General features: G+C 64.3%; 18 protein-coding genes. 7 read left to right on the forward strand and 11 right to left on the reverse strand.

Features of this window, described 5'->3' with window-relative positions; all coding sequences use genetic code 11:
• Positions 1–57: 57 nt before the first annotated feature.
• The 5 genes from astA to ACX0MV_RS15470 form a co-directional block, all read right to left on the reverse strand.
• Positions 58–1,074 carry an arginine N-succinyltransferase gene (astA, locus tag ACX0MV_RS15450; RefSeq protein WP_458983400.1) on the reverse strand — a complete coding sequence of 339 codons (1,017 nt, stop codon included), beginning with the start codon at positions 1,072–1,074 and terminating at the stop codon, positions 58–60.
• A gap of 11 nt (positions 1,075–1,085) precedes the next feature.
• On the reverse strand, positions 1,086–2,102 hold the full coding sequence (gene aruF, locus ACX0MV_RS15455; RefSeq protein ID WP_458983401.1) for an arginine/ornithine succinyltransferase subunit alpha: 1,017 nt from the start codon (positions 2,100–2,102) through the stop codon (positions 1,086–1,088).
• 168 nt (positions 2,103–2,270) lie between these two features.
• Positions 2,271–3,491 carry an aspartate aminotransferase family protein gene (locus tag ACX0MV_RS15460; RefSeq protein ID WP_458983402.1) on the reverse strand — a complete coding sequence of 407 codons (1,221 nt, stop codon included), beginning with the start codon at positions 3,489–3,491 and terminating at the stop codon, positions 2,271–2,273.
• 277 nt (positions 3,492–3,768) lie between these two features.
• Positions 3,769–4,968, reverse strand: a complete 1,200-nt coding sequence (locus ACX0MV_RS15465; RefSeq protein WP_458983403.1) for a patatin-like phospholipase family protein — start codon at positions 4,966–4,968, stop codon at positions 3,769–3,771.
• A 47-nt stretch (positions 4,969–5,015) separates the two neighbouring features.
• Positions 5,016–5,945 carry a lipid A biosynthesis lauroyl acyltransferase gene (locus tag ACX0MV_RS15470; RefSeq protein ID WP_458983404.1) on the reverse strand — a complete coding sequence of 310 codons (930 nt, stop codon included), beginning with the start codon at positions 5,943–5,945 and terminating at the stop codon, positions 5,016–5,018.
• A gap of 138 nt (positions 5,946–6,083) precedes the next feature.
• Here ACX0MV_RS15470 and minC point away from each other — a divergent pair, with 138 nt between their 5' ends.
• The 4 genes from minC to ACX0MV_RS15490 all read left to right on the forward strand — a co-directional run bounded on the left by minC (position 6,084) and on the right by ACX0MV_RS15490 (position 8,675).
• Positions 6,084–6,818, forward strand: a complete 735-nt coding sequence (minC, locus tag ACX0MV_RS15475; RefSeq protein WP_458983405.1) for a septum site-determining protein MinC — start codon at positions 6,084–6,086, stop codon at positions 6,816–6,818.
• 98 nt (positions 6,819–6,916) lie between these two features.
• The gene (gene minD / locus ACX0MV_RS15480) at positions 6,917–7,732 is read left to right on the forward strand and encodes a septum site-determining protein MinD (RefSeq protein ID WP_458983406.1); all 816 of its coding nucleotides are present in this window, start codon (positions 6,917–6,919) and stop codon (positions 7,730–7,732) included.
• The gene (minE, locus tag ACX0MV_RS15485; RefSeq protein ID WP_025165363.1) at positions 7,729–7,983 is read left to right on the forward strand and encodes a cell division topological specificity factor MinE; all 255 of its coding nucleotides are present in this window, start codon (positions 7,729–7,731) and stop codon (positions 7,981–7,983) included. The genes minD and minE overlap by 4 nt, the downstream gene beginning before the upstream one ends.
• A gap of 56 nt (positions 7,984–8,039) precedes the next feature.
• Positions 8,040–8,675 carry an RluA family pseudouridine synthase gene (locus ACX0MV_RS15490; protein WP_458983407.1) on the forward strand — a complete coding sequence of 212 codons (636 nt, stop codon included), beginning with the start codon at positions 8,040–8,042 and terminating at the stop codon, positions 8,673–8,675.
• 17 nt (positions 8,676–8,692) lie between these two features.
• Here ACX0MV_RS15490 and ACX0MV_RS15495 read toward each other — a convergent pair whose 3' ends face one another.
• The gene (locus ACX0MV_RS15495) at positions 8,693–9,700 is read right to left on the reverse strand and encodes a hypothetical protein (protein ID WP_458983408.1); all 1,008 of its coding nucleotides are present in this window, start codon (positions 9,698–9,700) and stop codon (positions 8,693–8,695) included.
• 234 nt (positions 9,701–9,934) lie between these two features.
• Here ACX0MV_RS15495 and ACX0MV_RS15500 point away from each other — a divergent pair, with 234 nt between their 5' ends.
• From ACX0MV_RS15500 to fhuB, 3 genes are read left to right on the forward strand one after another with little or no spacing between them, the layout of a single operon-like run.
• Positions 9,935–10,696: an ATP-binding cassette domain-containing protein gene (locus ACX0MV_RS15500; protein ID WP_458983409.1), complete on the forward strand. Its 762-nt coding sequence runs from the start codon at positions 9,935–9,937 to the stop codon at positions 10,694–10,696.
• The gene (locus tag ACX0MV_RS15505) at positions 10,696–11,556 is read left to right on the forward strand and encodes an ABC transporter substrate-binding protein (RefSeq protein WP_458983410.1); all 861 of its coding nucleotides are present in this window, start codon (positions 10,696–10,698) and stop codon (positions 11,554–11,556) included. Before ACX0MV_RS15500 ends, ACX0MV_RS15505 begins: the two co-directional genes overlap by 1 nt.
• A complete protein-coding gene (gene fhuB / locus ACX0MV_RS15510; protein WP_458983411.1) occupies positions 11,549–13,561 on the forward strand; it encodes a Fe(3+)-hydroxamate ABC transporter permease FhuB in 2,013 nt (670 codons plus the stop codon). Before ACX0MV_RS15505 ends, fhuB begins: the two co-directional genes overlap by 8 nt.
• Positions 13,562–13,943: 382 nt before the next feature.
• Here fhuB and fhuF read toward each other — a convergent pair whose 3' ends face one another.
• From fhuF to ACX0MV_RS15535, 5 genes are all read right to left on the reverse strand, one after another.
• Positions 13,944–14,690, reverse strand: a complete 747-nt coding sequence (fhuF, locus tag ACX0MV_RS15515) for a siderophore-iron reductase FhuF (protein ID WP_458983412.1) — start codon at positions 14,688–14,690, stop codon at positions 13,944–13,946.
• Positions 14,691–14,703: 13 nt separating this feature from the next.
• Positions 14,704–16,014, reverse strand: coding sequence for a lysine N(6)-hydroxylase/L-ornithine N(5)-oxygenase family protein (locus tag ACX0MV_RS15520; protein WP_458983413.1), 1,311 nt, complete (start codon positions 16,012–16,014; stop codon positions 14,704–14,706).
• Positions 16,015–16,224: 210 nt separating this feature from the next.
• Positions 16,225–17,223, reverse strand: coding sequence for a GNAT family N-acetyltransferase (locus ACX0MV_RS15525; protein ID WP_458983414.1), 999 nt, complete (start codon positions 17,221–17,223; stop codon positions 16,225–16,227).
• Positions 17,213–19,378 (reverse strand): TonB-dependent siderophore receptor, encoded by a 2,166-nt coding sequence (locus ACX0MV_RS15530; RefSeq protein ID WP_458983415.1) that lies wholly within the window; start codon positions 19,376–19,378, stop codon positions 17,213–17,215. The genes ACX0MV_RS15525 and ACX0MV_RS15530 overlap by 11 nt, the downstream gene beginning before the upstream one ends.
• A gap of 464 nt (positions 19,379–19,842) precedes the next feature.
• On the reverse strand, positions 19,843–25,227 hold the full coding sequence (locus tag ACX0MV_RS15535; protein ID WP_458983416.1) for an amino acid adenylation domain-containing protein: 5,385 nt from the start codon (positions 25,225–25,227) through the stop codon (positions 19,843–19,845).
• Between the last annotated feature and the right edge of the window lie 31 nt (positions 25,228–25,258).

Here is a 25,258-nt window from a genome sequence, read left to right on the forward strand (position 1 = left end):
CGCCGGATGGTCAATCGATTTCTCCACACCCGCACAAGGCATGCGGAGCGCCCTGTATCAGCCTCGCGCCGACAACGAAACAGCGCGTACCTGATCGCCCGCCGACAGCTGCAGGCGCTTGGCGGTGGCCGGGTTCACCACCAGCGTTCCCGCGGCAACCCGCGCCGGGCCAACGGTAATCCGGCAGTCTTCGCGCTTGCGGTTGTGAATCAGGAAAGGCGGCGCATCGTCGCCCGGCGTACCAATCGCCAGCACCAGGCTGCGGCTATCGCGCACCGCGCGGATCTTCGCGGTTTCCGCCTCGATGGCCGGGCCGGCGTCGAAGATGTCGACGTAGCCCTGGTAGCTGAAGCCTTCGGCCTTGAGCATCGCCAACGCCGGCTCGGTGTCGGCATGCACCCGGCCGATCACCGCACGCGCCTCTTCAGACAGGAAGCAGGTATAGAGCGGGAACTTGGGCATCAACTCGGCGATGAACGCCTTGTTGCCCACCCCGGTGAGGTAGTCGGCTTGGGAAAACTCCATCTTGAAGAAGTGCCGGCCCAAGCTCTCCCAGAAAGGCGAGCGACCGTCGTCATCGGACATACCGCGCATCTCGGCGATCACCTTGTCGCCAAACAGCTCGCGGTACTCGGCAATGAACAGCAACCGTGCCTTCGACAGTAGGCGGCCGTTGAGCCCGGTGCGGTGATCGGCGCGCAGGAACAACGAGCAGAGTTCGGAGTTGCCGGTCTGATCATTGGCCATGAACAGCGTGGGGATCTGCCGATGGATGTTCAGTTCCTGGGATGCGCTGACGGTCAGGCCCAGGCGGTAGTTGTACCAGGGCTCGCGCAAACCCACCGCGCCCGCGACCGCGGAGATGCCGACCACCTCACCCTGGTCGTTTTCCAGCACGAACAGATAGTCCGCATCGGCACGCTCGGCGGCGCCACGAAAGGCCTTTTCCGCCCAGCCGACGCGATGCGCCAGGCGCTCCTCGTTGGCTGGCAGCGTGGTCAGGCCGGTCCCGGTGCTACGGGCAAGCTCGATCAGGGCCGGAAGGTCGGCGCTGCGTACGGGACGAACGATCATGCGTTAACTCCTTAAACCGCGACCAGACGGACACTGGCGCCTTCGCCGACGCCCAGGGCCTCGGCCGCTTCAAGACCGAGGGTGAGCGGTTTGCCAGGCACCCAGTCAAGTTCCGCGACCACGGCGCGAAAATCCTGCAACAGCCCATTGCTGACCAGGTACGGTCGCCCGCCCTTGCCCGGCTCGCCGAAGCGCACCGGCACCATGCGGCTCTGGGCAATCGAGCGAATGCCCGAGGTGCGCGCATGGAGGGTCGGACCGCCGTCGAAAATATCGATGTAATGGTCGGTCTCGAAGCCTTCGCGCATGAGAATGTCGAAGGTGATCTGTGCCCGCGGGTGCACCTGCCCCATGGCTTCCTGCGCAGCATCGGGCAGCAGCGGCACGTAGATCGGGTAATGCGGCATCAGCTCGGCGAGAAAGGTGCGGCTCTTCAAGCCACAGATCCGCTCGGCCTCGGCGTAATTCATATCGAAGAAGTTGCGGCCCACCGAATCCCAGAACGGCGAATCGCCCGCTTCGTCGCTGTGGCCGACGATTTCCACCACCATGCCGTCGGCGAACCGCTCGGGGTGAGCGGCAACGAACAGCAGGCGGGCGCGGGAATTGAGCTCGGAAAACTCGGTATTGACGAGTGGCCGCTCGACGTAAAAGCTAGTCAGCAGGCTGTTACCGGTAAGGTCGTGGCACAACGAGAGCACATGGATCTTGTTGTGGATCTTCAGCTCGCGGGAATTGTGCACGAAGGTTTCGTTGCGAAAGCTGTAGAAGGGTTCGGAGTAGCCGGCCGATGCGACTATGCCCGAACAGCCGACCAGGCGGCCGCTTTCGCTGTCTTCGAGAACGAAGAAATAACTTTCTTCACCGTTGAAGCTCACTTCTGCGGCGAACGAGGCTTCCGACGCCGCGATCTTGTCGCGCAGACGATCGGCATCGTCCGGTAGCGAAGTCACACCAACCGGGCTGTCCGCGGCCAAGCGCTGCACTTCAGCGAGGTCGGCCATTTGCGCGGGGCGCATCACCAGCATGGTGCCACTCCTTTCAATAAAAGCTCCAAGCAACCGTCGATAGGCCACCTGGAGAAAGCCGCAAGCCAGAGGCCGCAGCACACACAGAGACGCTCATCCGTGAAGATTCGCGCAACCCATCCATGGGTCGGGCAAGTGCCTGCGCCAGCGATTGCCGGCGCAGGCCGGTCAAGCCTGGGTCAGTGCCGCGATTGCGCGCTGCAGACGTACCAGGCCTTCGTCGATATCGGCATCGTCCACCACCAGGCTCGGGGCAAAGCGCACCACGTCCGGGCTGGCCTGCAGGACCATCACGCCTTCCACTGCCGCAGCGTCGAGAATCGTTTTGGCCTTGCCTTTCCAGGCATCGGAGAGCACCGCGCCGATCAACAGGCCGAGCCCGCGCACTTCGCTGAACACGCCGTACTGCTGGCCGATCTGCTCCAGCTTGGTTTTGAAACGCTGATGCTTGGCGTTGACGCCGGCCAGCACTTCAGGGGTGTTGATGGTGTCGATCACTGCCTCACCCACCGCGCAGGCCAACGGGTTGCCGCCGTAGGTGGTGCCGTGGGTGCCGACCGCCAGGTGCTTGGCCAGCTCGCTGGTGGTGAGCATGGCGCCAATCGGGAAACCCCCACCCAGGCTCTTGGCACTGGAGAGAATGTCCGGGGTCACGCCGTAGTGCATGTAGGCGAACAGCGAGCCGCTGCGGCCCATGCCGCTCTGCACTTCGTCGAACACCAGCAGCGCGTTGTGCTTGTCGCACAGCTCGCGGGCCGCTTGCAGGTAAGCCAGGTCAGCCGGCAGCACGCCGCCCTCACCCTGGATCGGCTCCAGCACCACGGCGCAGGTCTTGTCGGATACCGCGGCCTTCAGCGCCTCGATATCGTTATATGGAATGTGGCTGATGCCCTGGATTTTCGGGCCGAAACCATCGGAATACTTCGGCTGACCGCCGACGCTGACGGTAAACAGGGTGCGCCCGTGAAAGCTATTGGTCGCCGCGATGATTTCGCACTTGTCTTCGCCGAACTTATCGAACGCCACGCGACGGGCCAGCTTGAAGGCAGCCTCGTTGGCTTCGGCGCCGGAGTTGCAGAAGAACACCCGCTCGGCGAAGGTGGCATCGACCAGCTTCTTGGCCAGACGCAGGGCCGGCTCGTTGGTGAACACGTTGGATACGTGCCAGAGCTTGTTGGCCTGCTCGGTCAGCGCGCCGACCAGCGCCGGGTGGCAATGACCCAGCACGTTGACGGCGATGCCGCCGGCGAAGTCGATCAGCTCGCGACCACTTTGATCCCAGACTCGCGATCCCTCGCCGCGCACCGGAATAAAGCCGGCGGGGGCATAGTTGGGCACCATCACCTGGTCGAAATCGGCGCGCTGCACCGGGTCGAGCTGAACGGACATCGGAAGTCTCCTGACGAAGGAACGCCCACAGTGAGCAGCAGGCGATGTGAAGGATTGTAGGGATTGATCCAGGGCCGGCATTGCCGCCATGCGACAACTTCTTATAGCGCCAACCCCAGGAAAACCGGAGCTTTCGCAAATGCGACAGAAAGCGTCGGGATGGCGCAGTTTAAACGCAGTTCGGCGAAACGGCGCAGTGCCCACGTTATTTCTGCAGCACTGGGAAAGCGGCTTTTCAGGGCGCTGAGCGACAGGATTGCTAGGCGGGACCTCGCTGCTACACCGGGATCGAGCGGCCCGGTACGGGCAGCGGCACCGCCAGGCTGAGAAAGTCGCTCAAGGCGGCTTTTTTTGCCATCGCATCCTGATAGCCCAGTTCGATCAACTCGTTGCAGTAGCCGGCCTCGAACAGCAGGTAACTGAGCACTCCGGCGCCGCTGGCTTTGGTCGCCCCCGGGCCACGCAGGAACACCCGCAACGCAGCCGGCAGCTGGTGCCGATGGCGCGCGGCAATGACTTCAAGTGGCTGACTCGGCGAGATCACCAGCACCTCGACCGGCTTTACCCCCAGCGCCCGGGTGTTCTGGTCGGTGGGGATCAGACGGCTCATGTGGTTGAGTCGCTCGATCAGCTCGATATCGCCTTCCAGGCTGTCGATAAAGGTGCTGTTGAGCATGTGGCCGCTGATTTGCGCAAGGGTCGGCGGTTTGCCAGTCTGCGGCCGCAGCACTTCCCTGGGCTGACCGGTTTGCAAGTTGCCGCTGACGCCGACCACCAGCACCCGGGTCGCCCCCAGATGCAGCGCCGGGCTGATGGGCGCCGACTGACGCACGGCCCCGTCGCCGAAGTATTCACGGTGGATCTTCACCGGCGGAAAGATCAGCGGGATGGCGGCGCTGGCCAGCAGGTGATCGAGCGATAGGCGGGTCGGCACACCCACCCGCCGATGGCGAAACCAGGGGTCGATGGTGGCGCGGCCTTGGTAGAAGGTAACCGCCTGCCCCGATTCATAGCCGAACGCGGTAACCGCTACCGCGCGCAGTTGACGCTGGCGCACCGCGGCGGCGATACCGGAGAAATCCAGCTCGCGCGCCAGCATCTCGCGCAACGGTGCGTTATTGAGCAAGGCGACCGGCACCTGGCTGCCCAGGCCGAGCAGGCTGTGACCGATAAAACGACTGGCCTGACGCAGCACGCCCGGCCAATCGCTGCGATACACCTGATCAGTATGAAAGCCCTGCCAGACATTGGTCAGCCGGCGGATCGCCTCGCTGAAATGCATCGCCCCGCAGGCCAGCCCTACCGCATTGATCGCCCCGGCCGAGGTGCCGACGATAACCGGAAACGGGTTGTGCGCCGCATCCGGCAGAAGATCGGCAATCGCCGACAGCACGCCCACCTGGTAGGCCGCCCGGGCACCGCCGCCGGAGAGAATCAGCCCGGTAATCGGCTGGGGGCTGTTGGCGAGTTGCGTCATGGGCGGCTTCCGAACGGTTTTGTGCAGTATAGAGAGCAGCGCCCAGGTTACTGACGGCGCTTCTTATAGACCGAGGCTTCGCCCGGCGGACGAGTCTTGAAGCGTCGATGGGCCCAGAGGTATTGCTCGGGTTGCTGACGGATCGCGGTTTCGATCCATTGATTGACCTGCAGACAATCGGCCTCCTCGCTCTCCCCAGGGAAGTCGGCCAGCGGCGGGTGCACCACCACTTTATAACCCGAACCGTCGGCCAGGCGGGTTTGCAGGAACGGGATCACCCGGGCGCGCCCCAGGCGGGCGAATTTGCTGGTGGCGGTCACGGTTGCCGCGGTTACGCCGAACAGCGGCACGAACACGCTGCGTTGGGCGCCATAGTCCTGATCCGGCGCATACCAGACCGCGGCCCCGGCACGCAGCAACTTGAGCATGCCGCGCACTTCGTCGCGCTCGATCGCGCCCAGTAATCGCTGCTCGCGGCCGCAGCGCTGGACGTAGTCGAACACCGGGTTCTTGTGCGGCCGGTACATGCCGTACATGTTCTGCTGCTGGCCAAGCAGCGCGCCGCCCATTTCCAGGGTAGTGAAGTGCAACGCCATGAGAATCACGCCCTGCCCCTCCATCTCGGCCTGGCGCAGATGCTCCAGCCCTTCCACGGTTCCCAGCTTGCGCAACCGTGCGGCCGGCCACCACCAGCTGATCGCCATTTCGAAAAATGTCATGCCGGTGGACGCAAAATTTTCCCGCAGCAGGTGCTTGCGCTCGAGCGCCGTCATCTCCGGGAAACACAGCTGCAGGTTACGCGCCGCGATCTTGCGCCGGCGGCGCGCCAGGCGATACATCAGCCAGCCGAGCCCGCGCCCCAGGCGCATCAGCACCCGGTAAGGCAACAGCGACAATAGCCGCAGCAACCCCAGCCCCAGCCAGAGCAGCCAATAGCGGGGGTGTAGAAATGCGGTCTGAAAGACGGGACGATCCATGAACGATTCCGGGCAGTACGCAAAGCGCGGCATTCTATCAGGACTTGCCGAAGACTCGGCCTGCTTGCGGCTCATCGACGTTATCGCTATAAGTCCGGCTACTTTCGCTACCGCCCCCGACGATAAGGCGCATCAGGCATGAGCCAAGCTGATCTTCTCGACCAAGACCCCGTATTCCAGCTCAAGGGCAGCATGCTGGCCATCACCGTGATGGAGTTGGCGCACAACGACCTCGCCCGCCTCGACCAGCAACTGGCGGAAAAAGTGGCGCAAGCGCCGAACTTCTTCAGCAACACGCCGCTGGTGCTGGCACTGGACAAACTGCCCGAAGGCGAAGGCACGCTCGACCTCGCTGCACTGATGGCGGTGTGCCGCGCTCACGGCCTGCGCACCCTGGCGGTACGCGCGGTGCGCGAGGATGACATTGCCGCGGCAGCCGCGCTGGATCTGCCGGTTCTACCGCCCTCGGGAGCCCGCGAACGGCCGGTCGACCCAACGCAAGGCAACGCGAAAAAGCCGGAAAAACCCGCCGAACCCGAAATACGCCCGAGCAAGGTGGTCACCAGCCCGATACGCGGCGGCCAGCAGGTGTACGCCCAAGGCGCCGATCTGATCGTTCTGGCGCCGGTCAGTGCCGGTGCGGAACTTCTCGCCGACGGCAATATCCATGTTTACGCGCCGATGCGCGGCCGCGCGCTTGCCGGGATCAAAGGCAACGGCTCGGCACGCATTTTCTGCCAGCAAATGGGCGCCGAATTGCTCTCGATCGCCGGTCATTACAAGACTGCAGAAGACCTGCGACGCGACCCTTTATGGGGCGAGGCCGTGCAGGTCAGCCTGGCGGGCGACGTGTTGAACATCACACGCCTTTAACGGATACTGCCGCCACTTTTCAGCACACAAATAGGGCATCCGGAAGCGCTTATCGACTCCGGTTCCCCGCGTTATTTTCATATTTAGGGTGAATTGCCTTGGCCAAGATCCTCGTAGTCACTTCCGGCAAGGGTGGTGTTGGTAAAACGACCACCAGCGCCGCCATCGGCACCGGCCTCGCTCTGCGCGGGCACAAGACCGTCATCGTCGATTTCGACGTCGGCCTGCGCAACCTCGATCTGATCATGGGCTGCGAACGCCGCGTGGTGTACGACTTCGTCAATGTGGTCAACGGCGAAGCGACCCTTACCCAGGCCCTGATCAAAGACAAGCGCCTGGAAAACCTCTACGTGCTGGCGGCTAGCCAGACCCGCGACAAGGACGCCCTGACCCAGGAAGGCGTCGAGAAGATCATCAACGAACTGCGCGAAAACTTCGAATACGTGGTCTGCGACTCGCCTGCCGGTATCGAAAAGGGTGCTCACCTGGCGATGTACTTCGCCGACGAAGCGATTGTCGTGACCAACCCGGAAGTTTCCTCGGTGCGTGACTCGGACCGCATGCTCGGCCTGCTGGCGAGCAAGTCGCGCCGCGCCGAAAAAGGCGAGGAGCCGATCAAGGAACACCTGCTGCTGACCCGCTACAACCCGGAGCGTGTGCTCAAGGGTGAAATGCTCGGCGTAGAAGACGTCGAGGAAATCCTCGCGATCCGCCTGCTGGGGGTGATCCCTGAGTCGCAAGCAGTTTTGAAAGCCTCCAACCAGGGCGTGCCGGTCATCCTCGATGACCAGAGCGACGCGGGCCAGGCCTACAGCGATGCGGTCGACCGCCTGCTGGGCAAGGAAGTCGCGCACCGCTTCCTCGACGTGAAAAAGCAGGGCTTCATGCAACGGTTGTTCGGAGGTCGTGAATGAATATTTTCGACTTCTTCCGCGAACGCAAGAAAGAAACCACGGCGTCCATCGCGAAAGAGCGTCTGCAGATCATCGTCGCCCACGAGCGCGGCCAGCGCAGCCAGCCGGACTACCTGCCGGCGCTGCAGCAGGAGCTGGTCGAAGTGATCCGCAAATACGTCAATATCGATTCGGATCAAGTACAGGTTGCGCTGGAAAACCAGGGCAGCTGTTCCATTCTGGAACTCAACATCACGCTCCCTGACCGTTGATTGGTTGAGAGCATGCAACGGCGGCCCTGGCCGCCGTTTCTATTTGTGGAAAGCCCATGCCGCTGTCGAATGTCGAAATTCTCCACCAGGACGCCGCCCTGCTGGTGATCAACAAGCCCACCCTGCTGCTCTCGGTGCCCGGCCGCGCCGAGGACAACCGCGATTGCCTGGTCACCCGCCTGCAGGAAAACGGCTACCCGGAAGCGCGCATCGTCCATCGCCTGGACTGGGAAACCTCGGGGATCATCGTTCTCGCCCGCGACGCCGACAGCCACCGCGAGCTATCCCGCCAGTTCCACGACCGCGAAACCGAAAAAGCCTACACCGCACTGTGCTGGGGCCAGCCCGAGCTGGACAGCGGCAGCATCGACCTACCGCTGCGCTACGACCCGCTGACCAAGCCGCGCCACGTGGTCGACCATGAGCAAGGCAAACACGCCCTGACCTACTGGAAAGTGCTGGAACGCCACGCCGAGCATTGCCGCGTCGAACTGACACCGATCACCGGCCGTTCTCACCAGTTGCGCGTGCATATGCTGTCAATCGGTCACCCGCTGCTCGGTGACGGCCTCTACGCCCACGAACAAGCGCTGGCCGCCTACCCGCGCCTGTGCCTGCACGCCAGCATGCTCAGCCTGACCCACCCGCAGACCGGCGAGCGCCTGCGCTTCGAATGTGCGGCGCCGTTCTGACCAGCGCCGCGCGATGCCTAGAACCTGATCGGCATGTTCTGATACGAGGTACCGCGTTTGCTGGTACTGAACATGCCGTCGGAGCCGAACGCGCCCAATGCGCCACTGGCAATCTGCATTCCCGGGATAAAGCTGAACATCTGTAGCAACGGCCCCAGCGCCTGGCCCACGTCATCCATGAACTTCTCGAAATTGTCCTTGTTCGAACCATCCAGCCGCACGTGCTTGTCATTGGTCTGATCGAGCCGATGGTCAGCCTTCAGCGCCCCATAGCCCTGCTCGGCGAAATCCTTGAGGTTGCCGGCTTCAGTCCCATGCCGCGCATCACCGCTGCTGGTGATGCCCTGGATGTCGCCATCGCCGGGGCCGCGGTAACCGCCTTCGCGATTGTTTGAAGAGTCGATCCAGTTCAACACCTTGGCCGCGTTGTAAGCCGCATCGGCGCGTGCCTCGGGGTCTGGGTTGTCGGCGGTCCAGTCACCGAAGCGCTCCTTCAACTGGTCGCGTTTGATGTCCTTCTGGTCGCCCAGGTTGGCCAGCGCCGGATTCGCGGCGATGATTTCCTCGGCGCTGCGCGTGTCGCCTTCAGGGCGCCCGGTGGCTTCGGTGGGAACGCTGAGGTTCTGTTGTTCACCAGGCAGATCGCTGTTGCCGAATGAGAAACCGGAGCCACCGAGAGACGCCCAGTCACCCGCCTGATAGGCCTCCAGCATCTTCGAGAAGTCACCGCTGTTGAGCAGCTCCTTGAGGTCGAAGCCGCCACCCTTGCCGTCATCGGCGAACTTGGCCGACAAATCGTCAAGCAAGGTACTGCCGGCCTCGCCAAGGCTGTTCTTGGTGACCGAGCTGTCGAACTTCACCATGCCATCTTCACCGATGCTCAGTCCGTACTTGCCAAGATGATCGGTGAGCCACTTGGGCATCTCCTGGCCCTGCAAGCCACCGGAGAAATTGCCCAGGCCTTCGAACCCAGCGCTGGAAAAATTGCCGGGGATGTTGATATTGCTGGGAATGGAAGCGCTCATCGTACCCTCCTGTTGATTTTCACCTGTGCAGCCAGACCGCGACGCCAGCTCTGCCATACCTGCTGAGTGGCAGCGGCGATGGATTGGGTTCCACCCCTGCGACACTGTCCAGGCGCCTGGACGACGCCAAGCTTTGGAGCAGGCACTGATTAACAATTGATAAGCATTAGCATTCTGCATTAAGGTTCGCGCTTTTCCTGCGCCCGTTGCAGGCACGCGTCGTGGAGCCTTCGTATGTTCGACCTGCAGAGCGTCAGCTTCAGCTTGCCCGACCGGACTCTCTTGCATCCGCTCAGCCTGACCATTGCCCATGGGCAGATGGTTGGCCTGATCGGGCATAACGGCTCCGGCAAATCCACCCTGCTGAAACTGCTGGCGCGCCAGCAGGCGCCAAGCGGTGGCAGCCTGAGCCTGGACGGCAAACCGCTCGCTGACTGGCAGGAGCGCGCCTTTGCCCGTGAAGTGGCATACCTGCCGCAGCAATTGCCGGCGGCGTCCAGCCTGACGGTGCGCGAGCTGGTCGGCTTCGGTCGTTACCCCTGGCACGGCCTGCTTGGGCGCTTCAGCCAGAAGGATCATGAAAAGGTCGCCCAGGCCCTGGCGCTGACTGACACCGAGCGCTTCGCCGAACGCCTGGTCGACAGCCTGTCCGGCGGTGAGCGGCAGCGCGTCTGGCTGGCCATGTTGCTGGCCCAGGACAGCCGCTACCTGCTGCTCGATGAACCGACTTCGGCCCTCGATATCGCCCATCAGGTAGAGGTACTGGCGCTGGTACGCGACCTCAGCCAACGCCTGGACCTCGGCATAGTGGTGGTATTGCACGACATCAATATGGCCAGCCGTTATTGCGACCGCCTGATCGCCCTGCACAGCGGCCGCCTGCTGACCCAGGGCAGCCCGCAGGAACTGATGACCGACAGCACCCTGGAAGCCATCTACGGCATCCCCATGAATGTGCTGCAGCATGCCGGCCAACCCATCGCCGTGGTGAACTGATGCGCGCCTGGCTTGCATGCTGCCTGCTACTGATCGGCACCCTTGCCCAGGCTGCGCCAGCGCAGCGCATCGCCGTGATCGACTGGGGCATCGCCGAAACCCTGCTGGGCCTGGGCGTAACGCCCATCGCCGTGGCACAGACCGAAGGTTACCGGCGCTGGGTTCGCGAGCCTGCGTTGCCGCAAGACGTCGTCGATATCGGCCTGCGGGTCGAACCCAATCTGGAATTGCTCAGCCAGCTCAAACCCGACCTGATCCTGATCACCCCACAGTTCGAAGCCAGCCGCGCACAGCTTGAACGCATCGCGCCGGTAAAGTCCCTGGCCATCTACACCCGCGAAGCGGAAGGCTATGTCGGCGCGCAACGGGTCACCCGCGAACTGGCCGCCCTGCTCGAGCGCGAAACCGAGGGCGAAGCGCTGATCGAGCGCGTCGAGGCCAAGCTGCAGCAGGTGCACCAGCGCCTGAGTCAGTACCCGTTGCCCGCGTTCTATATCGCCACCTTTCTCGATGCCCGACATGTGCGCCTGTTCGGCAAGCAGAGCCTGTATCAGGGCGTGCTGGACCGCGTCGGCTTGCGCAACGCCTGGCAAGGCCCGACCAACTACTGGGGCTTTACCCAGGTGGGTATTGAGCGTCTGGCCGAGCAGCCGGACGCCGGACTGATCTATCTCGACCCTCCGCCGCCCGGCACCGAGCAAGGCTTGGCCAACAGCGCCCTGTGGCAACGCCTGCCCATGGTGCGCGAACAGCGGGTTTACGGGCTGCCGCCCGTGTGGAGTTTCAACGGCCTGCTGGCCGCCGAACGTTTCGCCGGCCTGCTCGAACAGCGCCTGAGCAAGGAATACGGCCATGACTGATTCCGTGGCCCGCCTCCCCCTCGTCGAACGTCGGCGCGGCTTCACCGCCAGCCCGCTCTGGCTGTGCGCCCTGCTGCTGGTTGGCGCGGCGACGCTGGCGATCAACGACCTGACCCTGCGCCTGCCCAGCGCGCTCTGGTGGCCGGCATTCTGGCAGCCGGACGACAGCGACATCCGCCAGCTGGTGCTGCATTACAGCTGGTTGCCGCGCCTGTGCATGGCCGCGCTCTGCGGCGCCACCCTGGCCCTGGCCGGTACGGTGATGCAGCAGGTACTGCGCAATCCGCTGGCTTCGCCCACCACGCTCGGCGTCGCCAGTGGCGCGCAACTGGCCCTGGTGGTCGCGACGCTATGGGCGCCCGGCCTGCTGCTGATCGGCCGCGAATGGGTGGCGATGGCCGGCGGTGGCGCCGCCGCGTTATTGGTGTTCAGCCTGGCTTGGCGCCGTGGCCTGGCGCCCTTGACCCTGATCCTCGCCGGCCTGGTCGTCAGCCTGTACCTGAGCGCGCTGAATACCAGCCTGATGCTGATCCAGCAGCAGGACATGAACGCGGTGTTCATCTGGGGCTCGGGCTCGCTGAGTCAGAACAGCTGGAACGGCGTGGATTTTCTCCTGCCGCGTCTGGGCCTTGGCCTGCTTCTGCTGCTGCCTCTGCTGCGCCCGCTGGGCCTGCTGGAACTCGACGACAATGGCGCGAAAAGCCTCGGCGTGCCGATCCACTTCCTGCGTTTTTCCAGCTTGACCCTGGCGGTGTTTCTCAGCGCTTGCGTGGTCAGTGTGGTCGGGGTGATCGGCTTTATCGGCCTGGCCGCGCCGGCCCTGGTGCGCCTGCTCGGCGCGCGCACGCTGCGTGCCCGCTTGATCTGGGCGCCGACCTTGGGCGCGCTGCTGCTGTGTGTCACCGATCTTGGCATTCAGCACCTGGCCGGCAGCCTCGCCGAACTGCTGCCCACCGGCGCCGCCACCGCCTTGCTCGGTGCGCCGCTGCTGCTCTGGCTGCTGCCGCGGCTGAAATTGACCGGCGGCCAGCCACAGAACGAAACCGGCGCCGCGACCCTGCGCTACTCGCGCCCGATGCTGCGGCTGCTGCAGCTCGGTGGCGTGCTGATCGCCAGCCTGGTGCTGGCGCTGGCCATCGGCAAGGGGCTGGAAGGCTGGCAATGGCAGCTCGGCGACCTGCAACTGCTCGAATGGCGCTTGCCACGGGTGACGGCTGCAGCGGCGGCCGGACTGATGCTGGCCATCGCCGGCACGCTGATCCAGCGCCTGACCGGCAACCCTATGGCCAGCCCGGAGGTCCTGGGGATCAGTGCCGGCGCCGCGCTCGGGCTGATCGCCGTGCTGTTTCTAATGCCCTATTCCGGCCTGCCGGCGCAGCTCGCGCTCGGCGGCCTGGGTGCCCTGCTGACGCTGTTGTTGCTGCTCGGCATGAGCCGGCGCAACGGGTTTGCGCCCGAACGGGTGCTGCTGATCGGTATCGCCATCAGCGCGTTCTTCGACGCGCTGCAGGTCATCATCCTGGCCGGCGGCGACCCGCGCGGGCAGAACCTGCTGAGCTGGCTGTCCGGCTCGACCTATTTCGTCACGGCCCCCACGGCTTTCGGCGTACTGCTGTGCGCCGTGTTGCTGCTGCTGGCGACACTGCCCTGCACCCGCTGGCTGGAACTGCTGCCTTTGGGCGACAGCAGCGCCAAGGCGCTGGGTGTACACCTGGGCAAGAGCCGTTTTTACCTGCTGCTGCTCGCGGCCCTGCTGACCGCCGGCGCGACGCTGATCGTCGGTCCGCTGAGCTTTATCGGCCTGCTCGCGCCCCACCTCGCGCGCCTGCTCGGGCTGACCCGCGCAATGCCGCAACTGCTGGGCGCAGCGCTGCTGGGGGCGACCGTGATGGTGCTGGCCGACTGGCTGGGACGCAACCTGCTGTTCCCGATCCAGCTCCCGGCCGGCCTGCTCGCCTCGCTGGTCGGCGGCGCCTACTTCATGCTGTGCCTGCGCAGGCGTTGATAGGCCAATGCGTAGGGTGCGCCGTGCGCACCACAAATTGCGCTGGCCCTGGTGCGCACGGCGCACCCTAAGACGTGAGACCTTGTGTCGGAGCGGATGTGGCGTTGTTAGCCGCCGTCGCTTAATCCAGCGCGCCGCCGACGGTGAACAATCGAGGTGGGGCAGGTTATCCGGGCGACCGGAACGGCGTGGGAAGAGACACCTTTTCTACTCGCGTATCCATTGTGTGCAGCATCGCCGATGAAGCGTGGGATCGCTGGCAGAGGTTGCGATGGTAGGGTGCGCCGTGCGCACCACAAATTGCGCTGGCCCTGGTGCGCGCGGCGCACCCTACGAAGTGGGCCTGTGTCGGGGCGTGGTGGGCGTTCTTAGCCGCCGTCGCTCAATCCAGCGCGCCGCCGCCGGCCGGTGGACAATTGAGGTGGGGGCAGTTGTCGCACATTTCCATGGCCAGCTGGTTGCGGATGCAGCAGGTACGGCGCTGTCGCCAGGGTGCCTGGCCCTCGCCCTGCTCGATATAACGTACCGGCTCGAACAGCGGGTTGCGCGAGCCATCCGGGCGCAGTCGGGTGGCCAGCAGGGCATGCCCATCGGCCAGGGTTGCAGCGGGAAACGGTAAGCGGCCCAGGGTGCTCATAAACCATTCGACGTAGTTGCCGGCATTGCTCCACAGCACCCGCGGCGCCACCTTGCGGTAGCGGTTGAGGGCCGTGATAAAGGGCGTCAGGTTGCCGTCCAGCAAATCACCGAAGCGCTCGAAACCATCGCGTGGCGCGCTGGACCAGCGCTCGCCTTCGCCGGGTAATTTGAATGCTTCCGGCAAGCCATCGGCACCCACCACCACTTCGATCGCGTCGAATTCCAGCGGCAGGCGCCAGTTGAGAATCAGGCCCGCCGCCAGCACGGGCGGTATCAGGCGCAGAAAATAGTACTTCGACCAGAGCGACAGCAGCGCGCGGCGATCACCGTCTGCATGCTCGGGGCCAAAGCGCAGCAACCACTCCTCCAGGCGCTGCGGGTCGACGAAATCCCGCGCCGGCACAGCCGGGCGAGGATCGTCGGCGAGGGTCAGCACCTCGCGGTAATGGGCGAACTGGCCCTGAAACAAAGGAGCAATGGCTGGAATCAACGGCGAAGTCTCGTCATGCGCAGGCGCTGGCTGCAGTATGCGGCCGGCGGCTCTGTTCCAGAAGCGCGTCCACCACTTCCTGGGAGCGTACCGAAAGCACTGACAACAGCGTATCGCTCAGGCCGTGACTGGCCTCGCAGCAGCCTTGCAGGTAAATGTTGGGGAAAAATCCGTCCAGGGTCGGCACGCGGTAATGGCGTTCCACTTCACCCTCAGCCAGGTACTGGCTGACGCCCTCGAGCAGACGCTTGTGGCCGTCGCGGCGATACCCGGTTGCAAGCACCACGCCGTCGAATTCGCGCAGCTCGTTCTGCCCGCTGTGGCTGTCGCTGAGGCTCAGGCGAATACCCTGTGCAGCCGCCTCGACCCCATGGATATGCCGATTGGCCAGCAGCTGCTGGTTGCTGCGCCCGGTAATGGTCTGCAGGTAAAAGCCCTGGTAGATCCGTTCGATGAGGTCCAGGTTGACCACCGAATAATTGGTGTGGGCGTGGGCGCGGATCAGCTCCTGGCGCACGGCATGGGGCTGCTGGTAAATCAGGTCGGTATAGGAAGGATCGAAAATCTCGTTGACGAAGGGGCTGTCGTCCGCCGGGCGTAATGCCTGGCTGCGCATGATCAGGGCTACTTCGGCGTTCGGGAAACGCCCGGTAAGGTCGCTGAAGATCTCTGCCGCGCTTTGCCCGGAGCCGATCACCGCCAGGCGCTGGGGATGCTCACGGTCAGCGCACAGGCTGTCGATGCGCTCCTGATACATCGAGGAGTGGATCACCCGCGGCTCATCGCGCAAGGCGCGGAACGGTTCGGGAATTGCCGGCAGACCGCCGATGCTGACCACCAAGTTGCGGGTAATCCGCGCGCGGGTGCGGCCATCGGCATAGCGCGAGATCACCCGCAGGCGTTGCACCTCGCCCTGCTCTTCGATGGCCTCGACGGCTATCACTTCCTCGCCGTAATGCACCCGATCGGCAAAGTGGCCGGCGGCCCAGCCCAGGTAGTCGTTGTATTCGATGCGCGACGGATTGAAGCTGCCGATATTGATGAACGGCTCCAGACGACGCTTCTGATGCAGGTAATTGATAAAGGTGAAACGGCTCGCCGGATTGCGCAGGGTCGCCAGGTCCTTGAGGAAGGAGATCTGCATGCGGCTGTCTTCAAGCAACATGCCGCCGTGCCATTCGAAGGCCGGTTTCTTTTCCAGGAAGCAGTAGCGCAAGCCGCCTTCGCGGATTCGTCGATCCTCCTCCAGGGCCACGGCGATGGCCAGGTTGGCCGGACCGAAGCCCAGGCCGATTACGTCGTATTCCAGCGTTTCAATACTCATGTCAGGCACCGATTCTGTGGTCTGTGGCTCGTGATTAGGACGCCGCGCGTCCCGCCTCAGGCCGTTGCTAAATGGCTGCGCTCAGCCAGGCCTTGTTCGCCTTGCCTGGGCATCTGCGCCCAGTCGTCGCTCGCTACATCTTTCAACGGTCTGTAAACCTCATCAGTGGCCGCGTTATTCGCGGCTCGTGTTATTGCGACGCGCCGCAGCTCAACAGAGCGGGCAGCGCGCAAAGAAGGTTTCCCGCTCCAGCACCATCAATGCGGCGCGTTTGTGCGGAAAATCGAACTCCTTGTGCTTGGCAAAACCCAGCGCCTGCAGGTGCTGGATCATTCGCGCATTGTCGGCGCGCGGCTCACAGACGATGCGCTGCGTGCGCGGCTCGTCGAGAAACAGGTAATGCACCAGGGCGCCAAGCCAGGCGGCGACCTTGTGCGGGCCGCGGTGGGCATCCTCGCCGACCAGCATATGGATGCCGCGGTCGTAATCGTCCGCCGGGTAGAAGGGCGCGATGCGGTCCTCCTTGGCCCAGTAAGCTTCGTAATAGGCGAAGGGCTGCTCGTCGAAAGCGCCGACCAGGGTCAGTACCCGTGGATCATCCGCCAGGGTTTCGAGGTACGCGCGGTGCTGCTCGAGATCACCCTGCTCCTGCCAGAACGCCGCTACCCGTGGGTGGTTCTGCCAGCGATTGAAGCGCTGCAAATCGCCCTCGATATCCAGACTACGCAAGGAAACCCAGGCGCCGAGACGGGCATCGAAACGCCGATAAAGCTCGCCAACCGGCTTCGGTGCACGCCGCGGATGACGTCGCCCGCTCGGATGCATCACCAGGCTGTGCGGGTAATCGGCACTGGCAGGCTGGCGCAGAAACGGCTGCGGAAGCTGCCAGAACATGTCGCGCTCGATACGCAGGTCCGCGCCCTCGCCCACCAGCAGGCCGCGGGCACGCAAGGCAGGATCGACTTCCGCCAGTTCCAGGCGCAGCTGTTGTAGCGCCGGGTCATTGGCGAAGCTCCAGTAGGCCAGCGCCCACAGCGCCTCGGCCTGCTTGTCCAGCGCCAACTCCAGCGGCACCAGCACCGAGCCCTGACGACGGGCGCGCAGCAGCGCGCGCTCGTCCAGGTGCAAGGCCAGGCTGGCGCCATCGTCGCGGCCAACCAGCTGCTGCCCGGTAGGCAGCGGCAGGTAGCTCAGGCCGTCAGAACTCATAGCTGACACTGGCGATGACGTTGCGACGGTTGCCGTACCAGCAGTAGTAGTCGCAGGCGGTGACATATTCCTTGTCGGTCAGGTTGTTGGCGTTGAGCTGCAGGCGCACATCTTCAATGCGGTAGCTGACCATGGCATCCAGCAGGGTGTAGGACGGCACCTCAAGGGTCTCGACGTTGTCCCCGTAACTGGAACTGGTGTGACGGACGCCGGCACCGAAGCCCAGGCCGTCGAACATGCCGCCTCGGAACTGGTAGTTGGCCCAGACCGATGCCATCTCGTCAGCGATATTGGCAGGGGTCTTGCCCTTTTCGGCCGGGTTGGTGGTCTTGGTAGTTTCCGGATCAAGCTTGGTGTAACTGGCCACTACGCTGACGTTCTCGGTGACATTGGCCTGGGCCTCGAGCTCGATGCCGCGGCTGCGCACTTCGCCCAACTGGGTCGGGACGCCAGCCTTGGTTTTTCTGACGTTTTCCTGGGTCAGCTCGAACACTGCTGCGGTGAACATGGCATCAAAGCCTTCAGGCTGGTACTTGATACCGATTTCCTTCTGGTTGCCCTCTTCAGGCTCGAAGGGATCACCCGTCACGGCGTTCAGGTCGGTGACCGGCAGGAAGAACTCGGAGTAGCTGATGTAAGGAGTCAGGCCGTTGTCGAACACATGGGCAACGCCACCGCTCCAAGTGAAGTTCTCGTCACGCACGTTGTGGCTAACGCCAGTGGTGCGGTTGTCGAAGTCGGTGCGCGACTTGTCGAAACGGCCGCCGAGCAGGAATACCCAGTTGTCGTACTTGAACTGCTCCTGGATGTAGTAGCCCATCTGGTCGGCGCGGGTGTCCTTGTCCTGCAGGGCAAAATCGCCAATGGGCAGGCCGTATTCCGGATCGTAGATGTCCAGCAGCGGGATGGCCGGGAAGGTCGGGTAACCGTTAGGGCTGCGGTCGTTGATTTTCAGCTGCTGGTAATCGACGCCCAGCAGCAGGGTGTTTTCCCAACGATCACCGAACCAGTTGCCGAGCAGGCGGTTGTCCACCGACAGGTTGTCGGCCTTGCCATCGTTGTAGGTCAGGCCGCGGGCGATCAGGCGGTCGGTGGCGCTGCCGTAATAGAACAGCTGGCGCAGTTCCAGATCCATGTGGCCGTAGCGCAGGTTCTGCTGAAAGTCCCAGTTATCGTTCAGGCGATGGTTGAACTCGTAACCCAGGGTGTACTGGTCGCGCTCGAAGGTCTCGTAGCTGGGGTCACCCACGGCGGTATCGGTGTCGATCTTGCCGTTCGGATTGGGCGCGATGGTGCCGCTGGACGGCAAAAACTGCAGCTGTGGATCGGAGCGATCCTTCTGCACACTGGCCAGTAGGGTCAACGAGGTGTCGCTGTCGAAGTTGATCGTCATCGACGGCGCCAACAGGATGCGCGCGGCATCGACATCATCGACCTGGGATCCAGTGTCACGCGACAGACCGACCACGCGGTACTGCACGTCGCCCTGCTCATCCATCTGACCGCCGACGTCGAAGTTCACCTGCTTGCGATTGAAACTGCCGTATTGCAGACCGACTTCATTCTTCTGGTCGGCGGAGGGGCGTTTGCTCTGCAGGTTGATCAACCCGCCCGGCGGGGTTTGCCCGTAGAGCACCGAAGACGCGCCCTTGAGCACCTCGATGCGTTCGAGCATGTAAGGGTCGATCTGCCAGCTGTAGAACGCGCTGGAATAGATCCGCGAACCATCCATGAACAGCCCGTTGTTGGCCTGCTTGAAGCCTCGAATGATGAACCAGTCCTGCTTGTTGTCCTCGCCGTAGAAGCCGGCTTGCACGCCGCCGGAGTAGCGCAGGGCGTCGCTGATGGTTTGAACGTTGCGGTCCTTCATCTGCGCCTCGGTGACGACGGATACCGAACGCGGGGTCTCGCTGAGGGGTGTGTTGATCTTGGTCGCGCTGCGGCTGTTCTTCGCCACGTAGCCCTGGTCTTCGCCGACCGGGCTGTCCAGCTCGCCGGTAACGCTCATGCTTTCCAGCTCGATGGGCTCTTGCGCCGCCTGCAGCGGACTGGCGAGCAATGCCAGGGCGTAGCCCATGGCCAACGGCAGGTGCGCGCGTTTGAAGGGCGCTATGGCTAGAGACTTCGACAACCGGTACTTCGCTGAACGCTGCATCAACTTACTCTCCCCAGATCAAATACAAATCAGAAAAATTCTCATTACCGTATCTTCTCCCACTAAGACGATTGCCGGCAAAAAAAATTTAGCGATTTGTGGATTTATTTTTCCCAGGCCCAACTACGTGTTGCACGAAGCCTTTGTTGGGTGGGTTAGCGGCGCGGAGCCTGGCCGCAAAGTAACTGTGGCATTGGTGCGCCGCGACCTACCAAGCGGTGGCAGGCCAGACCCCTCCGGTGGATTACCGCGCAGAAAACTACACATCAGACTTTGTAGGGTGCGCCGCGCGCACCAATACCAATGCCAGTACTGAGGCACACGATCCCGTAGGGCGGACATGCCGATAGCTTGTCCGCCATTTATGCCCACGGTGGACACGCCTTCGGCATGTCCACCCTACAACGCGTCATCCATAGCCGATGATGCGTATGACTGTTCTGGCACATGCGCGCCCGTTGTCTTTAACCCAGCGCCGACAAGTGGCGGCTTACCTGCTCCAGGGTCTGCGGTGAGCGCACGATCCCCAGGTGGTCGGCGTCGATCAGGCTATGGCTGGCCGCCCGACCAAGCACCTGTTCCAAGCCCTGCTCCAGCATCGCGGCGCGGCCCTGGGGCCGGCCTGCCCACCAGCAATGCGGGCGTACCTTGACCATCGGCAAGGCATAACCGGCGCACAGGCGGCGCATATGCTGCTCGACCGACCAGGCGAACAGCAGCTCCTGCAGACTCTGGCTGGCCATGGCGTCGAGCCCCTGCCCCAGCAGCCAGTGCTTGCAGGCCTGCGGCCAATCCAGCGGTGGCAGCGGTTCGAGCCGCGCGAGCAGATCGTCCAGCGCGCCTGCCGATAGCTCCGGCACCAGCATGCGCAGGTGCTCGCCGAGGCGCGCACGGGCTTGCGGATGGCGGCTGTCGTCCTCGGGAATTTCCGTGCCGGGCACATAGCAATCCACCAGGCCAAGAAAGGCCACGGTCTGGCCGCGGGCTTCCAGACGCGCGGCCAGTTCCAGCGCCAGGCTGCCGCCCAGGGACCAGCCCAGCAGGTGATAAGGCCCCTCGGGCTGTTGACGCAGCAAGGCAGCCAGGTAGGCGTCGGCCATCTCGGCCAGGCTCGCGTCGCGCCATTCGGGGTCGACGAAGCTGCGGCACTGCAAGCCGAACACCGCACGCTGGCCTTCCACCTTGGCCGTCAGCGGCTGGTAACCGGTGACCCGGCCGGTGACCGGATGCGGGCAGAACAACGGCGCCGCCAGCGAGGTCTGTCGCGACAGTTGCAGCAGGGGCGTCGGCCCTGCTCCGGCGGTTGTCCCGGCCAGATCGAGCAAGGCCAGCAGTTCGGCGCGATAGGCCTCGGCCAGCGCCTGCACCGTGCTTTCGTGCAACTGGCTGGGCGCGTATTCCCAAGCCAGGCTGAGTTCGCCGTCGAACACCTGGCCATTGACCGTGAGCAAGCTGCCCAGCGGGTTGCCAGAGGCCTGTTGCGCACCGCCGCCCTCCAGCGGACGGAACCAGCCGGTGGCTTCACCGCCGGCATACTGGCCGAGGTAGTTAAAGGTCACCTGGGCCTGCGGCGGGGCTGCCAAGGCGGCTTGTGCGGCCGATTCGCCGAGCCAGCGCAGCGCGCCATACCCGACGCCGCCATTGGCGACGTGCTGCAACTGCGTCTGCACGCTGTGCAGTTGCTCGCGCAGGTCGCCGACGTGGGGCAGGCGCAGCGGATAGAGGCTGGTAAACCAGCCCAGGGTGCGGCTCGGGTCGATTGCGCCAGCCAGCGGCTCGCGGCCATGCCCTTCCAGATTGACCCGCAGCGCGCCTTGCCCGCTCCAGGCGCAGAGCGCGCGGGTCAGGGCGGTCAGCAACAGATCGTTGATGCGTACGCCCAGGGCGCTCGGCACCTGGGTCAGCAGGCGTTTGCTGCTGGCGCGATCCAGGCCGATGCGCACCTCGCGCTTTTCGCCAAAGGTCGCCGTGGCCGCCGGCAGATCCTGGGGCAGCGGCCGGTCATGGCCGGACAGCCGCATGCACCACTCATCCAGTTCGGCGGCGGCCTGCTCGCTGCGTGCCCAGGTTTGCAGATGCTCGGCCCAGTCCTTGAAGGAACAGGTCTTGGCCGGCAATGCTGGCGGCTGACCGGCGACCAGGCGCTCATAAGCGCGTGGCAGATCCTCCAGCAGCACACGCCAGGACACACCGTCCACGGCCAGGTGATGGATCACCAGCAACAGCCGATCCGCCTGACCGGCCTGGCGCAGATAGAGCGCACGCAGCAGTGGGCCGTCGGCCAGATTTAGGCTGCGTTGCACTTCGTTGCACACCTCTTCGGCCTCAGCGTCGCTGTCGACCTCGCGGCTTAGCAGCAGCGGCGTATTCAGCGCATCGTGCGCGGCATACCACTGCCGGCCCTCGGCGAAGCGCAGGCGCAAGGCGTCGTGATGCAGCACCAGCGCCTGCAAGGTCTGCTCCAGCACTGCAGGGTCGAGCGGGCGCTGCACCTCGAGGTACAGCGACTGGTTCCAGTGCGCCGGCTCGGCCTGGCCCATGGCGAAGAAATGCGCCTGGATCGGCGTCAGCGGCAACTCGCCGCTGACCGGCCCCTGGGCCAGGGTCGATTCGCTCGCCGGCCGCGCAACGGCCGCCAGCTCGGCCAGGGTTTGTTGCTGAAACAGATCCCGCGGGGCCAGCGCCAGACCCTGCTGACGCGCCCGGCTGACCACCTGTAGCGCAACGATGGAATCGCCGCCCAGCTCGAAGAAATGATCCGTGCGCCCTACCCGCTCGACACCCAGCACCTGCTGCCAGATCGCGGCGAGGATTTGTTCGTTGTCAGTTTGCGGTGCCTGGTAATCCGCGCTCTGCCATTGCGGTTCCGGTAGCGCGGCGCGATCCAGCTTGCGCGCCGGGGTCAGCGGCAGGCTGTCCAGCTGCATCAGCTGCGCCGGCACCATATAGTCCGGCAGCTGAGTGGCCAGCCGTTGTTTGATTTCGCTCAGGTCCAGCTTGCCGCGACCGACGAGATAGCCGACCAACTGCTTGCCGCTCGGCGTATCGCGCGCCACCACCGCCGCATCGGCGACCTGTGACAGGGCCAGCAATTGGCTTTCGATTTCGCCCAGCTCGATACGGAAACCGCGGATCTTTACCTGATGGTCGACCCGGCCCAGATAATCCAGCGCACCGTCTTCACGCCAGCGCACCAGGTCGCCGGTGCGGTACATACGCTCACCCGGTCCACCAAAGGGATCGGGTAAAAAGCGCTCGGCGGTGAGATCCGGGCGCTGGTGATAACCGCGAGCCAGGCCGACTTCGCCACCGATATACAGCTCACCAGCGACGCCGATGGGCAGCAGATTGAGTTCGCTGTCGAGCACGTAGCAGGTACGCGGACCAACCGGGGTGCCGATCGGCGCGTAGGCCGCTTCCAACTGGTCGCCGGCAAAGGCTTCCCAGATTAGGGGGGTGACCACCGTTTCGGTGGGGCCGTAGCCATTAACAATACGAGTGGGTTTAAGCACCCGCTGCATACGCTCGTAGGTCTCGCGGGTAAAGGCTTCGCCGCCCAGGGTCCAGCTGCGTACGTTCAGGGTGAGGTTCTGGCTTTCGACCCAGTCGAGCAACTGAATGGCATAGCTCGGCGGGAAGACGGCGATGGTGATGCCTTCGTCCTGCAATACCTGACAGGTCTGCTCGACGCTCCACAGCTGCTGATCACGAATCACAAGACGACTGCCGAAGGCCAGCGGCACCGTCCAGCGCTCCACCGCGCCATCGAAGCTGATGGAAGCGAAATGCAGCTCTACATCGTCCGGGGTCATGCCGTAGCGCTGGCCGATGGTCTGCACATGCATGGTCAAGCCGGCGTGATTCACCGCCACGCCTTTGGGCTGACCGGTGGAGCCGGAGGTGTAAATCAGATAGGCCAGATTAAGCGGATGCATCGCGACAGCAGGCACTTCGCTGCTGTAGGCAGACAGCTCAAGTCGATCCAGGCAAAGCGTCTCCACGGCCGGCAAACGCCCCGCCAGATCGCTGCTGGTAATCAGCCATCGCAGGCCCGAGTCCTCGACCATATACGCAAGGCGTTCGCGCGGATAACCGGGGTCCAGCGGTACGAAGGCGCCGCCGGCTTTAAGAATCGCCAGCAGGCCGACGATCATCGAATTGCCACGCTCCAGGGACAGGCCAACCCGCGCTTCCGGGCCAACGCCGCGCTCGATCAGCAGATGGGCCAGGCGGTTGGCCTGGGCTTCCAGTTCGGCATAGCTGAGGCGCTCGCCACCATGCACCAGGGCGATGGCGTCGGGGCGCAGACGGGCCTGCTCAGCGATCAGCTCCGGCAATAGGCGCGCCGGGTTATGGCTTTGCTGGCACTGGTTCCAGACGGCCAGGCGTTGCTGATCTTCGTCGTCGAGCAATGGCAGACGCGCCAGCGGCAGATCCGCGGCCTGGCACAGCTGCTCGAGCAGGCCAATAAAATGGCTGGCCATACGCGCCACCAGGGCAGCGTCCAGGCGCTCGCGGGCATGGGTGAAGACCAGGCGCAGCTCGCCGTCGGCGTCTTCCTCGCTGTCCAGGGCCAGGTCGAAAATCGCATGCGGCACATCCTGGGCCAGGGGCGTCAGGCGCAGGCCGGGCAGCCGGGCCAGGGCGCCGAGGTCGCGTTTTTGGTGGTTGAACAACACCTGAAACAACGGCGTCTGGCCGAGGCTGCGTTCTGGGGCCAGGGCCTCGACCAGTTGATCAAATGGCAGGTCCTGATGGTCCTGCGCTTCCAGCGCGCGCTGGCGAACCTGGGCAAGCAGTGCGCGAAACGACTGCTGCGGGCTCAACTCGGCGCGCAGCACCTGGGTGTTGACGAAAAAGCCGATCAGCGGCGTGATCTCGCCGCGTTGCCGATTGGCCACCGGCACCCCGACGCGGATATCGCGCTGGCCGCTGTAACGCGCCAGCAACAGCTGAAAGGCCGCCAGCAGCACCTGGAACAGCGTGGCGCCTTCGCCCTGGGCCAGGGCGCGCAGCCGCGCCGACAGCCCAGCCGGCAGCGCTTGGCCAAGGCGCACTGCATGGCGCATCTGCCCGGCCGCCTGGCGATAGGGCAAGGCCAGCACCGGTTGCTCGCCACCCAGGCGCTCGCGCCAGTACTGCAACTGCCGCGCGCCCTCGCCCGCCTCCAGCCAGGCGCGCTGCCAGATGGCGAAATCGGCGTACTGCACCGGTAGCTCGGCCAGGCTCGCTGGCTGGCCCTGGCACAGCGCGGCGTAGGCCTGGGCCAGCTCGGCGCTGAATACGCCAATCGACCAGCCGTCAGAGACGATATGGTGGGTAACCACCTGCAAGCGCCATTGCTGGTCGTCCAGGCGCAGCAACTGCACCCGCAGCAGCGGCCCGCGGGCAAGGTCGAAGGCGCGTGCGGCCTGCTCGCGGGTTACCGCCTCAAGCTGCTGCGGCTCGCCGCGCAGGTCGCGCTCCTCCAGCGCCAAGGCCCCAGGCGGGTCGATGAACTGCCAGGGCTGACCGTCACTTTCCACGAAGCGCGTACGCAGCGCCTCGTGCCGCGCCAGGATCAGCTCCAGCGCGCCGATCAGCGCCGCGCGATCCAGCTCGCCCTCCAGGCTGAACGCGCCAACCATGTGGTACGCGCTGCTGTCCGGCTCCAGCTGGCCGATCAGCCACATGCGCTGCTGGGCGAAGGACAGCGGCAGGCGCTCGCCCCGCGGTGCCGGCACCAGCGGCAGCAGCTCGAAGCGGATGCCCTTGGCCTGCAGCAGTTCGAGGAAGCGCTTCTGTTCGGGCGCGCCGAGGGCCAGAAAGCGCCGCGCCAGGGCGGCCTTGTCGATCAGGGGATTGCTCACAGCGACTCCAATTCATCCAGTAGTGCGGCCA

The organism is Pseudomonas cistanchae (assembly GCF_054483635.1).